Annotated in this window: 19 protein-coding genes; 11 read left to right on the top strand and 8 right to left on the bottom strand. The window is 54.9% G+C overall.

The annotated features are described in order from the left end of the window. Nucleotides 1-75 precede the first annotated feature (75 nt). The 3 genes from OM794_RS13480 (at nt 76) to OM794_RS13470 (ending at nt 1,404) form a co-directional block, all read left to right on the top strand. A complete protein-coding gene (locus tag OM794_RS13480; protein ID WP_226250956.1) occupies nt 76-450 on the top strand; it encodes a thiol-disulfide oxidoreductase DCC family protein in 375 nt (124 codons plus the stop codon). Nucleotides 451-492: 42 nt separating this feature from the next. Beyond that, complete coding sequence (locus OM794_RS13475; RefSeq protein WP_226250957.1) at nt 493-969, top strand: YbhB/YbcL family Raf kinase inhibitor-like protein; 477 nt, start codon at nt 493-495, stop codon at nt 967-969. 90 nt (nt 970-1,059) lie between these two features. After that, nucleotides 1,060-1,404: a zinc ribbon domain-containing protein YjdM gene (locus OM794_RS13470; protein ID WP_226250958.1), complete on the top strand. Its 345-nt coding sequence runs from the start codon at nt 1,060-1,062 to the stop codon at nt 1,402-1,404. Nucleotides 1,405-1,477: 73 nt separating this feature from the next. On the opposite strand, the gene OM794_RS13465 is transcribed toward OM794_RS13470, so the two are convergent. Continuing rightward, nucleotides 1,478-1,678 (bottom strand): putative motility protein, encoded by a 201-nt coding sequence (locus tag OM794_RS13465; protein WP_226250959.1) that lies wholly within the window; start codon nt 1,676-1,678, stop codon nt 1,478-1,480. 296 nt (nt 1,679-1,974) lie between these two features. On the opposite strand from OM794_RS13465, the gene OM794_RS13460 reads away from it, so the two are divergent. The 7 genes from OM794_RS13460 (at nt 1,975) to OM794_RS13430 (ending at nt 8,787) form a co-directional block, all read left to right on the top strand. After that, nucleotides 1,975-2,439: an SUF system Fe-S cluster assembly regulator gene (locus tag OM794_RS13460; protein ID WP_133732677.1), complete on the top strand. Its 465-nt coding sequence runs from the start codon at nt 1,975-1,977 to the stop codon at nt 2,437-2,439. 78 nt (nt 2,440-2,517) lie between these two features. Then, nucleotides 2,518-3,960, top strand: a complete 1,443-nt coding sequence (gene sufB, locus OM794_RS13455; RefSeq protein ID WP_022522975.1) for a Fe-S cluster assembly protein SufB — start codon at nt 2,518-2,520, stop codon at nt 3,958-3,960. A 73-nt stretch (nt 3,961-4,033) separates the two neighbouring features. Further along, on the top strand, nt 4,034-4,783 hold the full coding sequence (sufC, locus tag OM794_RS13450) for a Fe-S cluster assembly ATPase SufC (protein WP_226250960.1): 750 nt from the start codon (nt 4,034-4,036) through the stop codon (nt 4,781-4,783). Next, nucleotides 4,780-6,120, top strand: coding sequence for a Fe-S cluster assembly protein SufD (gene sufD / locus OM794_RS13445; protein WP_226250961.1), 1,341 nt, complete (start codon nt 4,780-4,782; stop codon nt 6,118-6,120). The genes sufC and sufD overlap by 4 nt, the downstream gene beginning before the upstream one ends. A 26-nt stretch (nt 6,121-6,146) precedes the next feature. Then, nucleotides 6,147-7,442: a cysteine desulfurase gene (locus OM794_RS13440; RefSeq protein ID WP_226250962.1), complete on the top strand. Its 1,296-nt coding sequence runs from the start codon at nt 6,147-6,149 to the stop codon at nt 7,440-7,442. A gap of 34 nt (nt 7,443-7,476) precedes the next feature. Next, on the top strand, nt 7,477-8,046 hold the full coding sequence (gene sufT / locus OM794_RS13435) for a putative Fe-S cluster assembly protein SufT (protein WP_088700488.1): 570 nt from the start codon (nt 7,477-7,479) through the stop codon (nt 8,044-8,046). 18 nt (nt 8,047-8,064) lie between these two features. Beyond that, the gene (locus OM794_RS13430; RefSeq protein ID WP_226250963.1) at nt 8,065-8,787 is read left to right on the top strand and encodes a vancomycin high temperature exclusion protein; all 723 of its coding nucleotides are present in this window, start codon (nt 8,065-8,067) and stop codon (nt 8,785-8,787) included. Here the strand turns inward: OM794_RS13430 and OM794_RS13425 are convergent. The 4 genes from OM794_RS13425 to OM794_RS13410 form a co-directional block, all read right to left on the bottom strand. Next, on the bottom strand, nt 8,784-9,230 hold the full coding sequence (locus tag OM794_RS13425; RefSeq protein ID WP_226250964.1) for a hypothetical protein: 447 nt from the start codon (nt 9,228-9,230) through the stop codon (nt 8,784-8,786). The genes OM794_RS13430 and OM794_RS13425 overlap by 4 nt on opposite strands. 87 nt (nt 9,231-9,317) lie before the next feature. Beyond that, nucleotides 9,318-10,226 carry a 30S ribosomal protein S6--L-glutamate ligase gene (gene rimK, locus OM794_RS13420; protein ID WP_088700491.1) on the bottom strand — a complete coding sequence of 303 codons (909 nt, stop codon included), beginning with the start codon at nt 10,224-10,226 and terminating at the stop codon, nt 9,318-9,320. 42 nt (nt 10,227-10,268) lie between these two features. After that, complete coding sequence (locus OM794_RS13415) at nt 10,269-10,709, bottom strand: ATP-dependent zinc protease (RefSeq protein WP_088700492.1); 441 nt, start codon at nt 10,707-10,709, stop codon at nt 10,269-10,271. Nucleotides 10,710-10,742: 33 nt separating this feature from the next. After that, on the bottom strand, nt 10,743-11,780 hold the full coding sequence (locus OM794_RS13410; protein ID WP_226250965.1) for a DUF3549 family protein: 1,038 nt from the start codon (nt 11,778-11,780) through the stop codon (nt 10,743-10,745). Between the two features lie 328 nt (nt 11,781-12,108). On the opposite strand from OM794_RS13410, the gene OM794_RS13405 reads away from it, so the two are divergent. After that, nucleotides 12,109-12,444, top strand: coding sequence for a YqcC family protein (locus OM794_RS13405; protein ID WP_226250966.1), 336 nt, complete (start codon nt 12,109-12,111; stop codon nt 12,442-12,444). 80 nt (nt 12,445-12,524) lie between these two features. Here the strand turns inward: OM794_RS13405 and OM794_RS13400 are convergent, their stop codons facing one another. The 3 genes from OM794_RS13400 to OM794_RS13390 all read right to left on the bottom strand — a co-directional run bounded on the left by OM794_RS13400 (nt 12,525) and on the right by OM794_RS13390 (nt 13,923). Next, on the bottom strand, nt 12,525-13,151 hold the full coding sequence (locus OM794_RS13400) for an OmpW/AlkL family protein (RefSeq protein WP_226250967.1): 627 nt from the start codon (nt 13,149-13,151) through the stop codon (nt 12,525-12,527). A 209-nt stretch (nt 13,152-13,360) separates the two neighbouring features. Beyond that, nucleotides 13,361-13,678, bottom strand: coding sequence for a CcdB family protein (locus OM794_RS13395; RefSeq protein ID WP_226250968.1), 318 nt, complete (start codon nt 13,676-13,678; stop codon nt 13,361-13,363). Then, nucleotides 13,678-13,923: a type II toxin-antitoxin system CcdA family antitoxin gene (locus OM794_RS13390; RefSeq protein ID WP_226250969.1), complete on the bottom strand. Its 246-nt coding sequence runs from the start codon at nt 13,921-13,923 to the stop codon at nt 13,678-13,680. Before OM794_RS13390 ends, OM794_RS13395 begins: the two co-directional genes overlap by 1 nt. Between the last annotated feature and the right edge of the window lie 18 nt (nt 13,924-13,941).

Below are 13,941 nucleotides of genomic sequence, written 5' to 3'. Positions count from 1 at the left end.
CAGTAAATATCTAGAAGTTTGCGACCAGTGCTGGAAATGCCACACTGCTTCAGTGACGTTAAGTAGAGAGCCTATATGCCCAACAAGACCCCTATCAATGTCTTTTACGATGCGCAGTGCCCGCTGTGTCGTAAAGAGCGGCGTCGCTATGAGCGCTGGTCGGGGCAGCATGCCACTGATATCACTTGGCTTGATGTGAGTGAACATCGTCAACTGCTCCAGCAAAAGGGCGTCGATCCTGACATGGCGCTGCGCTCTCTACACATCGAAACGGCATCAGGGCAATTAGTAGAAGGTATCGATGCTTATCGTTTACTAATGCAGCGTATTCCCTTATTGGTGCCGGTTGGCTGGGTCATTGGTCTGCCGGGAATTAAATCGGGCTTGCGGTCGATTTATGATGCTTGGGTTAAGCGCCGCCTGAAGAAACAAGGGCGGTGGAGTTGCTAGACTGTGCACTAAAGACACATCGGATTAACCAAGGAGAGAAGCATGGCATTTGCACTTTCATCAATGAAGGTTACCAGCTCGGCGTTTGCTGACCATCAGGCGATCCCTTCTAAGCATACAGGAGAGGGCGAAGATGTTTCGCCAGCGCTTGCTTGGCAGGACGCGCCTGAAGGAACCAAGGGGTTTGCGGTGATCTGTCACGACCCGGACGCGCCGTTGGTCAAAGATGGCAGCTACGGTTTTGTCCACTGGGTACTCTATAACTTACCCGGCGATATTCAGGAATTGACGGAAAAGACGGCGGCGGGCACCGTCGGCGCAAATGACAAAGGCGATACTGGCTATTGTGGGCCGATGCCGCCAGAAGGGCATGGCAAGCACCTTTATTACTTCTGGGTGCTGGCGCTGGATCATCAAACCTCGCTCCCTGAAGGGCTCACGCTGGCAGAACTACTCAAAGAGGTAGAGCCCAATCTGCTGGGTATGAACCGCCTGGTCGGCACCTACCAGCGCGGTTGATCTAGCAAACTGGCTGGACATTTTGCGTAACCCGTGTAGGCTCCATCGCTTTCTTAGCCCTTTACCTAAGCCAAGTGATGGAGCCTTGTGATGAGCGATCTGCCTAACTGTCCTGCCTGTGCCTCTGAGTTTAGTTATGATGATGGCCTTCAATATGTCTGCCCAGAGTGTGGCCACGAGTGGTCAAAGGTAGTAGCAGAAGAAGAGGGTGCCGATGACACGTCAGGCGTACGCGATGCCAATGGCAATATGCTAGCCGACGGTGATAGCGTCACGGTGATCAAGGACTTGAAGGTTAAGGGCAGTTCCCTGGTGGTCAAAGTGGGCACCAAAGTGAAAAGCATCCGCTTGGTGGACGGCGATCACGATATCGACTGCAAAATTGATGGTATCGGTCCAATGAAGCTGAAATCAGAATTTGTCAAAAAAGCCTAAAGCCATTAGTAACAGACAAAAAAATAGCCTCCTGCTGCCAGGGGGCTATTTACTTTTTAACTATCCACGAGAGCTACGCAGTGGTGTTGATTTGCGTACCCACGCTGCCGCTTGTCGCCAACTGTGGCTGCGCAACGCTGTCCATTAGTGCCGTTATCTGCGCTGCCTGCCCGTCTAGAGCTTCTTTGAAAACGCTGAATTGAGCCTGTTGGATAGTTTGTGCCTGCCTCATATCCAGCGTTGCATTTACCATGTTGTTTACTGCTGCATCCATAGTTACCTCCTCCAATGATCGCGATGCCTCCTACAGTTGGGGCATCTAATACCTCTTTGACGCTAGCAGAGGCAGCTAATCAATGTAAAGCCGGGCAGGCCGCAGCGATAGCTTTTTTAAATGATAATGATTGTTGTTTTTGATGCGATTAGCGGCGAACGTGCCGTTATTATGCGTAAATTGCTATCCATTTTGCTCTAGGGCTTCACATCAAATTTATACAGGACTAAAATGGTACTCAATTGACGTGGCGACCATTTGATTTGCTGCGTACTAATGACATTCAGGGAGTCGACATGCTTAAGCTTTCTCGGCTAACAGACTATGCCGCGGTGGTCATGGCACAAATTGCCCGCCATCCCCAGGCATCTCATGCCGCGGCAGAGTTAGCAGAGGCCGTGCAGTTGCCCCATCCGACGGTGAGTAAAACGCTCAAAATGCTGGTAAGGGCCGGGCTGCTGGTTTCCCAGCGTGGTGCCCAAGGGGGCTATCGCCTTGCCCGGCCCGCATCGCAGATTACCGCCGCCGATATCATTGCGGCAATTGAAGGTCCTGTCGCCATGACCGAGTGTAGCCAAGCAGAAGGTGATTGTGAGCTTGTGGCTACCTGCGGTGTGGCAGATAACTGGCAGCGGGTCTCATTGGCCATGCGTACGCTGCTAGAGAGCGTAACGCTGGCGCATCTGGCCGATACAGCGCCGATTAAGCTGCCGGTACAGCTACCTATTCAAACGATCAGCCTGTCGGCGGCGTCGGCCTAACGGCGGCGCGAGTACAGCAGGCCTAACTTATTATTAAAGGCGATGACCTCGCCACCCAACTGCCCGGAGGGTATCACCATGGCAAGCGAAGAAATGGAACAGTTGGTTCGTCGCGAATACAAAGATGGCTTTGTAACCGATATTGAGAGCGACACCCTGCCACCTGGCCTGGATGAAAACACTATCGCCTTTATCTCCAAAAAGAAGGGCGAACCGGAGTGGATGCTGGAGTGGCGTCTGGATGCCTACCGCCAGTGGCTGAAGATGGAAGCTCCTTCCTGGGCGCACCTTGACTATCCGCCGATTGATTACCAATCGATCTCCTACTTTAGTGCGCCGAAGCGCCCGGAAGACCGCCCGCAAAGCCTGGATGAAGTGGATCCCAAGCTGCTGGAAACCTACGAGAAGCTGGGTATTCCGCTGCACGAGCGTGCGGCGTTAGCAGGCGTTGCGGTAGATGCGGTATTTGATTCCGTTTCTGTCGCCACCACCTTCAAAAAACAGCTAGGCGAAGCGGGCGTTATCTTCTGCTCGATCTCAGAAGCTATCCGTGACTACCCGGAGTTGATCAAACAGTATTTGGGCACCGTGGTACCCGTGGCGGACAACTACTTTGCCGCGCTGAACTCAGCGGTGTTTACCGATGGCTCCTTTGTGTTCGTGCCGGAAGGCGTGACTTGCCCCATGGAGCTGTCTACGTACTTCCGCATTAACGCGGCCAACACCGGCCAGTTTGAGCGCACGCTGATTATTTGCGAAAGCCGTGCCCAGGTCTCTTACCTGGAAGGCTGTACGGCTCCAATGCGCGATGAGAACCAGCTTCACGCCGCCGTGGTCGAGCTTGTCGCCCTGGATGATGCCTACATCAAATACTCCACCGTGCAGAACTGGTACCCCGGTGACGAGAATGGCGTCGGTGGTATCTACAACTTCGTGACCAAGCGTGGCGACTGCCGCGGCGACCGTTCACGGATTAGCTGGACCCAGGTTGAGACCGGCTCGGCGATTACCTGGAAATACCCCTCCTGCGTACTGCGCGGCAAAGACAGCATAGGCGAGTTCTACTCTGTCGCGGTCACGAACGGCCGTCAGCAGGCCGATACCGGCACCAAAATGATTCACATTGGTGAAGGCACGCGTTCCTATATCGTGGCTAAAGGTATCTCAGCGGGCAGAAGTGACCAATCCTATCGCGGCCTGGTGAAAATCGGCCCGCGGGCCAAAGGAGCGCGTAACTTCACCCAGTGCGACTCGTTGCTGATTGGTGATAAGTGCGGTGCACACACCTTCCCTTATCAGGAAATTGGCAATAGTACCGCGACCATTGAGCACGAAGCGACCACCTCGAAAATCGGTGAAGACCAGCTGTTCTACTGCCAGAGCCGCGGTATCTCGGAAGAGGATGCGGTCAGCATGATCGTTAATGGTTTCTGTAAGGACGTCTTCCAAGAGCTGCCCATGGAGTTCGCCGTTGAAGCCGAAGCGCTGCTCAATGTGACCCTGGAAGGCGCGGTCGGCTAACCGCTGCCCATTTATTCCACTTAATTATAGTAGTGTCGCCGTAGCGACTCGCCAGAATCAGAAGGTAATCAATATGTTGCAAGTGAATGATTTACACGTCTCCGTCGAAGGCAATGAAATTCTCAAAGGCCTGACCCTGACCATCAAGGCGGGTGAAGTGCACGCCATTATGGGGCCGAACGGCGCGGGTAAATCGACTCTATCCGCGGTGATTGCCGGTAAAGATGGCTACGAAGTCACCCAGGGCACGATTACCTTTGAAGGCAAAGACGTGCTTGAAATGGAGATCGAAGAGCGCGCCCAGGCCGGTTTGCTGCTGGGGTTCCAGTACCCGGTGGAGATTCCAGGGGTTAAAAACATCTACCTGCTGAAGTCGGCGCTTAATGCCCAGCGGGTAGCTCGCGGCGAAGGCGAAATGCCCGCTCCAGAGTTTATGAAGCTGGTTAAAGAGAAGTTGGGCTACATGAAAATGGACGCCAGCTTCCTTCAGCGCGCCGTTAACGAAGGCTTCTCCGGCGGTGAGAAAAAGCGCAACGAGATCCTGCAAATGCTGGTGCTGCAGCCAAAGCTCGCCATGCTGGATGAGATCGATTCGGGCCTCGATATCGACGCTATGAAAATTGTCGCCGACGGCGTTAATAGCCTGCGCGCTGAAGACCGCGCCATTCTGCTGGTCACTCACTACCAGCGCTTGCTGGATTACATCGTGCCAGATCAGGTTCACGTCCTGGTCGATGGCCGCATTGTCAAAACCGGCGACGCCGAGCTGGCTAAACAGCTGGAAGCCAATGGGTACGAAGGTATCGAGGAGTCTGTAGCATGAGCGATACGCAAACCTTTTTAGACACCCTGAAGGCGCGCAGCTCGAACTACACGGCGGAACCGACCTGGATCGCTGCGCGTCGTCAAGCCGGAGCCGCGCGTTTTGAAGCGCTGGGTTTCCCCACTCGCCGTGATGAAGAGTGGAAGTACACCGATGTGCGCTCGATCGCCCAAGGTAACTTTGCGATAGCCGACAACGCCGAGTTCTCACCGGCCACTGCCGCGGCGCTAACGCTGCCGATTGATGCCTACCGGCTGACGTTTGTGGATGGTGTGTTCTCATCGGCGCTCTCGGATGTGGATTCACTGCCGTCGAGTGTACAGGTGTTGCCGCTCTCCAAGGCCCTGGCAGAGAACCATGAAGCCGTGGGTGGCCCGCTGGGGCGCTTAACCGGGGTTGATTTCTCGCCTTTTGCCGCGCTCAACACGGCGTTTATGGAAGAGGGCGCCGTGGTGCGCATTGCACCGGGAACGGTGGTTGAGAAACCCATCCTACTGCAGTTTCTGTCCCGTGCGGGTCAGCCGGTGATGTGCCATCCGCGTGTATTGGTGGAAGCCGGTGGGCGTAGCGAAGCGACGCTGATTGAGCACTATACCGGCGAAAGCGAAGCGACTAACTTTACCAACGTGGTAGGCGAGTTGATGCTTGACCGTGGCGCGATCCTGGCCCACTACAAGCTGCAAGAAGCGCCGTTGGGGGATATGCATGTGGCGAGCATCCACGTGGAGCAGGGACGCGATACGCGCTATACCTCCTACAACCTGAGCCTGGGCGGCGCTCTGGTGCGCAACGACCTGATCAGCGATTTGAATGGCCAGGGTGCGGAAACCAACTTCCTGGGCCTGTTCTTTGGTCAGGGCCGCCAGCACGTCGACAACCACACCAAGGTCAACCACAATGCGCCGCTGACGTTCTCCAACGAGAACTACAAGGGCATTCTGGATGACCGCGCCCATGGGGTGTTTAACGGCAAGGTGTACGTCAAGCGCGATAGCCAGAAGATCGAAGGTTTTCAGAGCAACCAAAACCTGCTGCTATCGGATCGCGCCCACATCGATGCCAAGCCTGAGCTTGAGATCTACGCGGATGACGTCAAGTGCTCCCACGGCACCACCACGGGCCAGTTAGACGAAGAGGCGATCTACGCGCTGCGTACCCGCGGTATCGATGAAGCCACTGCCCGGGGTCTGCTAACGCTCGCTTTTGCTGGCGAAGTGTTGGAAAAAGTGACTCTGGATGAGATTGCCGAGCGTGTCGAATTAGCGGTTGCGGGCAAGCTGCCCGAGCGTTTCAATCTTGCCGGGTTGGTCGAAGCGGCGGTTTCACTTAACGACTAGCGCCATTAAACAATCAGGAGCGTCTGATGCCACATTCCGTTATTGAGCCAACGCTCAGCCCTTTGCAAGCGAGTGCTTTGCAAACAAGCCCAGCGTCAGCGACTTTTGATGTTATGCGCCTGCGCCAGGACTTTCCGGTGCTGGCCCGTGAGGTGCATGGCAAGCCGCTGATCTATTTAGACAACGCGGCCACCAGCCAGACGCCTCAGCAGGTGATTGACGTGTTTAGCGATTACTACTCGCGCTATAACGCCAATATTCACCGCGGGCTGCATACCCTTGCCGATGAGGCGACAGCGGCATTTGAAGACACGCGCCACCGGGTTAAGGCGTTCCTGAATGCGGAAGATGCACGCCAGATCATCTTTACCCGCGGCACCACGGAAGCGATTAACCTGGTTGTGAATAGCTGGGGACGTACAAACCTTGCGCCGGGCGATGAGGTGCTGATTTCGATGTTGGAGCACCACTCCAATATCGTGCCCTGGCAACTGTTGGCCGCCGAGGTAGGCTTCACCATCAAGGTGATACCCGTTGAGGCTACCGGCGCACTGGATATGGCCGCTTACCGTGAGCTATTGAGTGAGCGCACCAAGCTGGTAGCGGTTAACCACGTCTCTAACGCTCTGGGTACCGTTAACCCGGTGCAAGAGATGGCAACCCTGGCCCATCAGCAAGGCGCGCTGATTTTGATTGATGGTGCTCAGGCAACACCCCACCAAGTGGTCGATGTGCAGGCCATTGATGCCGACTTCTATGCCTTCTCAGGCCATAAAGTATACGGGCCGACCGGCGTAGGCGTGCTTTACGGCAAGCAAGCGCTGCTTGAAGCCATGCCACCCTGGCAGGGCGGTGGCGAGATGATCAGCACCGTCTCTTTTGACTCGGGCACCACTTTTGCCGCTATTCCACACAAGTTTGAAGCGGGCACGCCTGCTATTGCGGAGGTGATCGCTCTGGGCCGAGCCCTGGAGTGGATGGAGAGCACTGGTATAGCGGCGATCGGCGCTTGGGAAGGCCAACTGCTGAATCACGCGACCCAGGCGTTGGGTAATATTGATGGCCTGCGTATTCTAGGCACGGCGCCAAATAAAGCGGCAGTGCTCTCTTTTATCGTTGAGGGGGCCCACTCCCAGGATATTGGGCTACTGATTGATCAGCTTGGCGTCGCTATTCGTACCGGTCACCACTGCGCGCAGCCCTTGTTGCACCACTTCGGGGTAGACGCAACGTGCCGTGCTTCTTTTGCGGCGTATAATACCCTCGAAGAAGTGGATCGCTTTGTAGAAGCACTCCAACGTGTCATTGGTATGGTGCGTTAAGGTCGGTTCTTTAAGAATCGTCATAAGGACAGTTATGGATCTTGAGCAAGTTGCAAGTCTAGAGCGTGGCCAACAGTTACCCCTCCAGCGCGATGTAGACGCCATTGCCATTCCATTTGGTAGTACGGAAACACTGGCCGAAGACAGCGTTGTTAGCGTTATGCAGGCGAAAGGCAGTACGGTAAGCGTTGGTTTTGAGGGGCGGCTCTACTTAATCGAAGGGAGCAACCTGGATGCCCTGGGGCTTGAGCCTTTACCGCGTCCTACGCTGCCGGAAACGGCTTCTGAACAGGAGATAGAGCAGTTCGTGTGGGATCAGCTGCGTACCTGCTTTGACCCGGAAATTCCGGTCAATATTGTTGATCTTGGGCTGGTCTATGGTTGCCGAATTGAACGCCTGATCAGCGGCGAGCGGCTTGTTACCATTCGCATGACGCTGACGGCGCCCGGCTGTGGGATGGGCGATGTGATCGCGGCGGATGCGCGCAATAAGATTCTGGGTGCGCCGCAGATCAGCAAAGTGCACACCGAAATAGTCTTCAGCCCACCCTGGAGCCGTGACATGATGAGTGACGAGGCCAAACTTGAACTCGGCATGTTCTAATCCCGGCTGGGGAGCTGGATGCATAACGTTTTGTTAATATGGCTAAAGCGTTTATTAATGTCGCTAGGAGCACTATTGCTGCTGGCGACATTGCTGTTTATAGGTGGTAACTTTTGGGTGCTCGCGACGACTGCGGCTTATATTGAGCGTCAGCCACAGCAGTGTCGCCCGGCTGAGGTGGGGATTGTCTTCGGCACGTCTCACTGGACCCGTAGAGGAGGGCGAAACCCACACTTCCATGCGCGCATGCGAACGGCTGCTACCTTAATTGAGCATTCCCAGGTGGAGCATCTGTTGCTTTCCGGGGATAACCGTACCCAGGCGTATAATGAGCCAAGAGCCATGTGGCGTGAGCTGTATCGGCGGGGCGTGACGTCTGAGCAGTTGACCATGGATTTTGCGGGCTTTAGTACCTATGACACCCTGGCGCGTGCCCGGGATGTGTTTCAACTAGAGAAAGCCCTGCTGATCACCCAGAGCTGGCATCTTCCCCGCGCGGTCTATATTGGGCGTGAGCTAGGTATCGACGTGACTGGCTGCGTGGCAGATGACCCTAACGTAACGGTGGGATGGCGTTTAAAGCTGCGCGAATGGGCAGCGCGTGTGGCCACCCTGGGGGATCTCTATGTATGGGGGAGGAAGCCCTATTTTCTCGGTACGCCCGAGCCCATCGAGTTACCTAGGCGGGCGCCCATCGATCTTATCCTGCCTTCGCTAAACGAGCGCTTTGCAGCCCCTTAACGGTGCGTCTTGCGCTTTTGCAGCGCATACAGCTCGCGGATAAGTTTTCGGCATCCCTGCATGCACTCTTCGACCACCGGTTCGATCGGATCGGGTAACGGATGGGTATATAGCGAGGAGAGCGCCTGCATTAAGACACGCTCTTGCTCCAATAGCTCATTGATGAGTACTTGGCTATCGTTGCCGACAAAGCTTTTTAGCCGACTCCACAGCCATAAAAAATCATCGCGCTCAACGTCCGCATCCCGAGGCAGCATTTTCAAATGCGCACGGGCAAGCTCCTGCAACTTGCGCATCTGCTTAAGCCGCGTAGCGTAATGCGGCTTTAAAGCGTCACGCAGCGAGGGGCGCAGGCGTTCAATATTGTCTTGGAAATAATCAATGCTATCGGCCAGCGCTTCCAATACGCTGTCCATCGCCACTTGGCGATTATCGAGAAACATGAGCGTCTACCTCCTTCGGTGACGCAAATTGTGGGGGTGACAGCGACTATTTGCCACCCCCGAAGCGGATTATTTTAATATTTTACCTTAGCCTTTAGGCTTGGGTGGCGCTTTGCGGGCAGGCATGGCGTTTCTTTCAATGTGTTCAATAATCATTCCGGCAATATCTTTACCGGTTGCGTTCTCAATGCCCTGCAAACCTGGTGAGGAGTTTACCTCCATAATCACCGGGCCGTGATTGGAACGTAGTAAGTCGACACCAGCAACGCGTAGGCCCATGGCTTTGGCTGCACGGATCGCCGTTGAACGCTCTTCAGGGGTGATGCGGATCACGCTGGCGGTACCGCCGCGATGTAGATTCGAGCGAAACTCACCGTCAGCCGCCTGACGCTTCATTGAAGCCACCACTTTATCGCCGATCACGAAGCAGCGAATATCGGCGCCGCGTGCCTCTTTGATGTACTCCTGCACCATGATGTTAGCTTTCATGCCCATGAACGCTTGAATGACGGATTCAGCGGCCTGGTTGGTTTCCGCCAATACCACGCCAATCCCCTGGGTGCCTTCAAGCAGCTTGATGACCAGCGGTGCACCTTTAACCATGGTAATCAGATCGGGGATGTCATCTGGAGAGTGGGCAAAGCCGGTAATCGGCAGCCCCAGCCCTTTGCGTGACAGCAACTGCAGTGAGCGCAGCTTATCCCGTGAGCGGGTAATCGAGACGTTATCGTTGATAACGTAGGTGCCCATCATTTCAAATTGACGCAGCACCGCACAGCCATAAAAAGTCACCGATGAACCAATGCGCGGGATCACCGCATCGAAAGGCTCAATCTCTTGGCCTTTATAGTGAATCGATGGGTGGTGCGAGGTAATGCTCATATAGCAGCGCAGCGTATCCACCACGCGGGCGGTATGTCCTCGCTGCTCTGCGGCTTCAACCAAGCGGCGGGTAGAGTACAAATTGCGATTGCGTGACAGCAGAGCGATATGCATTTAAGAGACTCCGAGCCTAGGTTAAGGCGACTAAATAAGGGGTTAAGGCTCACCGTGCAAAAATGCCGCACCGGGTGCCACCATTAGACGGCGCATGGCGCGGCGTCCTAGTAGCATGGGGTGGCGCATATTGCTGCGGTCAGTAAGGGTCAGTTCAACAGGAAAATTCAAATCGCCCATCTGCATAGGGGTACGTATGACATAACGCCACTCGCTATGACCGTTGGAGCTGGTCACTCGGCGCCGATCATGCAAGTGTAAACTGTAGCGGTGGGCCGGTGTTTCGGGGCCGCCACTGTGGGTAATAAAACTGACCCATAGTTGACCATGTTCATCTTCGTGTGTCTCTATCTCTTCTGCATGCAGAGCAGATGTTCGTGCGCCAGTGTCAGCTTTACAGCATAGGTGAAGCCCAAGCTCAGGTAGCGTCACCATCTCACGGCGGCCAATGACCGCCTTGGCCTGATAGGGTAATTCCTTCACGGCTCACTCCTTGCAATTAAAAGTGACATCGAATCAAGCGTTCCTTTGGGACATCATCAGTGCCAGGCGGCGTTGAACAGAAGTGCCAGTAGGGGCATCCCGCAGCGCCATCATGACCGGTAAGCGTAACCTTGGAATTAACGCAATATCACGTATCACGGCGGCAAAATCGCTACGCTCATCTTCTGCTAAACGTTGCAGAAAAAGCGGCAGACGCTGTGCATCTTCCAAATAGCCCCAGCCACGACCGGCTATCGCCGCCAGAACATCAGGCCCGCAGGCCGCAGTGTCATTGAGTAAGGCCGTATACCAATCGCCCACCGCTGATGCGTCCGTATTACCCACTGCACGCAGACAGGCACACAGGGTTTCAATGTCGCCCGCTTGTGCGGCGGCTTCTCCACATCGTTGCAGGGCAACGACTAACGGCTCCGGCAACGGCTGGTGCTCTAAACAGTAGCACAATGAGTGAATAACGGGGGTGGGCAGTTCAGGCAGTTGCGCTGCTAGCGATTCGGCGTCAGATGTCTCCATCCGCACGACGTAATCGGCAATCCCCTGTAACCCCAGCGCCTGCCAATCAATCGTTTGCTGGCCGCTTAAGTAGGCCTCAACCGGCTCAAAATGTTGGCTGGCCGGCAGTCCCCGCTCGTCTGTTGCACGGGCATTGAGCATGGCTTGGAAAGTGACGCTAGGCGTGAAGGCGAGGGGATTATCCTTCATTAAGTGATCTACGTCCGCTGTTTCTTCACGACCCACGTTAGAAACCGCGCGCCCCAGTGTTTCCAGCAGCCGGTTTAAAAACGCATCGCGCTGGGCGGGGGCTATCATGCCCTGCTCATCCAGCGGCAAGGCTAAGAACCAGATAGCCGGTTCGGGCATATCACCAAGGCGAAACACAATGGCTAAGCGCGCTTGGCCCTGCCATGGTTCTGGCCAGGCTATTTCGCCACTTTCAAAGGCGGCGAGTGACTCCCGCGGGCAGGGGACGACATGGCGCCCCATATGGTAAAGGGAAACCTCGCCACCGCTGCGGATAAAAAACTCATCAAGGGTTTGAATCGGTTGCATGACATCCTTCCACGTTGCAAGCCTGCACTCTACCTTGCTGATGTGGCACTGTCAGCCGCAGTGACTGATAAAACATGGTGTTAATGACAGTGCCTTAAGGCATTAGCATTAATGACAATGCGGTTAAAAATTAATCAACTCTGCGAAAGCCCCATGAGAGCAAGCGTTGCGACACCTTTCCATAGTTTATCCACAGGCTCGTGCAGGTTTTCTGTGAGTCTATGGATAACTTCCCGCGAGCGTTGATAGGTGGCAAGGCGCCCGCTGAGTGGGGATAATGGGCAGACGATATACTTATTCATTTCCCAAGGTAGTGACAAGCGACTTTATGAGTACTTATCAACCGCTGCAGACAGCGCTCTTAGAGCTTGAAGCGTCGATGAAAGCCGCCGATCTATGGCGCATGTCCACACCCGATGCAGAAGCATTTGCCAGCCAGCAGCCGTTTTGCATCGACACCATGTCGCTGCCGCAATGGATACGCTTTGTGTTTATTGCCCGCTTGAACGCCCTGATGGATGCGCGTGCCGCCATGCCCGCTAAATGCGAGGTAGCGCCCGCCGTGGCAGCCTACTTGCAGCAGGAAAAAACACCCGCTCACCACCAGCTGCTGATTGTGCGTGCGGTAGAGAAGGTCGACCAGATCGTCACTGAAAGCACTTAAAACGGCATACCACTAAACGCACAAAGCCCGCCGTGAGGCAGGCTTTGTGGATAACATTCGCTAGCGGTTTTGCAGGCGGCTTAGAAACGGTAGCTGAGTCCCGCCATGACCACGAGAGGGTCGATCTCAACAGTACCTGCCGCCGCACCGTTAACGCTGGCATCGGTATCGATATCGATGTACCAAGCTGCGGCGTTCAGCGCCCAGTGATCATCAATCAGTAGATCAACGCCTACCTGGCCTGCTGCACCCCAGGAGTCATCCAGGTCTAAATCGCCAATCGTCAGCTCTTCATCGGAGAAGTGGGTGTAGTTAATGCCCGCGCCGACATAAGGCTGTACGCGTGACTGAGTGCCGCCCAGCGGGTAGTACTGCAGCGTTAGGGTCGGCGGCAGGTGCTTGGTGGAGGCGATGTTATCGCCGTTCAGATGGATATCGTGCTCGAACGGCAGCGCCGCCAGCAACTCCACGCCAACTTTATCGTGGAAACGATAGCCCAAGGTGAACGCGAAATCGGTTTTATCCTGTACATCCACAGACAACGCACCGTTGGCCAGTGAGCCGTTGTCGCTTTTAGGGGCGACTTTGGCCACACCGACGCGGGTGAAAAAGTCGCCAGCGCCATAGGCAAATGCCTGGCTGCTGGTCATTATTGCCGCAGCGGCAACAGTGGATACAAGTAGGGTAGGCAGGGCGGCTTTACGCATGGGATCACTCCTGGGGTCAATATTAGACGGCCTTTCGATAGCCGCTTAACGATGAAGCCAGTGTAACGAGACCCAGGGAGTGGATTATTGATCCAGGGCAAGAGTTATTCGACAGGCGTTATTGGGGAAGGGGGGCCAGGGAGGTCGAATTGAGCGGGCTGCTGGACATTTGGATAGCTCATGAGCTTGGGCGTATGCTCTATTAACTGTTAAATACCAGTGACCGCAAGATCCAGTGCGGCAATAATGCGATCTCTGAAGTGCGAGAGGGAGCCGACGGGATTCTTTAGGTGTTTTTCTGGCACCGAGGAAATCTGTGGAGTGAGTAAGAGCAACGTATGTTCGTTGAACGTTATCTCTGGCGTGAGGCCCCGCATGGCCTGTTCGTCAAAAGCAGTGCTCCTCGCCAAAGGGATAACGATACGAGTTGCCAAGTCGGTCAGAAGGGCGCTTTGAATATCTATCAGGTAAGGGTAGTGCGCTTTGCTGGTTTTACTTGGGTTAGGGTAAACGTCGAATTGTGCCATCAAAACTCCCGGAATTCGTCGCCAAAGCATCCATGTTGCTCAACGAATTCGTTATAGCTCTTGATCGCACTACGGTTTTCTTCGACCCATTGAGCGGCCTCCCGTTTCGCAAGCTCTTCCTTCAGCGCCCGCTCAAGGGTGGCTGAAAGGTTAATGTTCAGAGCGCGGGTTTTGTTTAGGAGGTCACTGTTCACCGACAGGTTCGCTGCCTTTCTGGGTGCGGCTGTATCGTAAAGTTCTGGCATTTTTCCCTCCACAGAGTT

This window comes from Halomonas sp. BDJS001, from assembly GCF_026104355.1.
Lineage (GTDB): Bacteria > Pseudomonadota > Gammaproteobacteria > Pseudomonadales > Halomonadaceae > Vreelandella.
The sequence above is the reverse complement of the archived record's forward strand: the minus strand, read 5'-3'. Positions and strand labels throughout refer to the sequence as shown.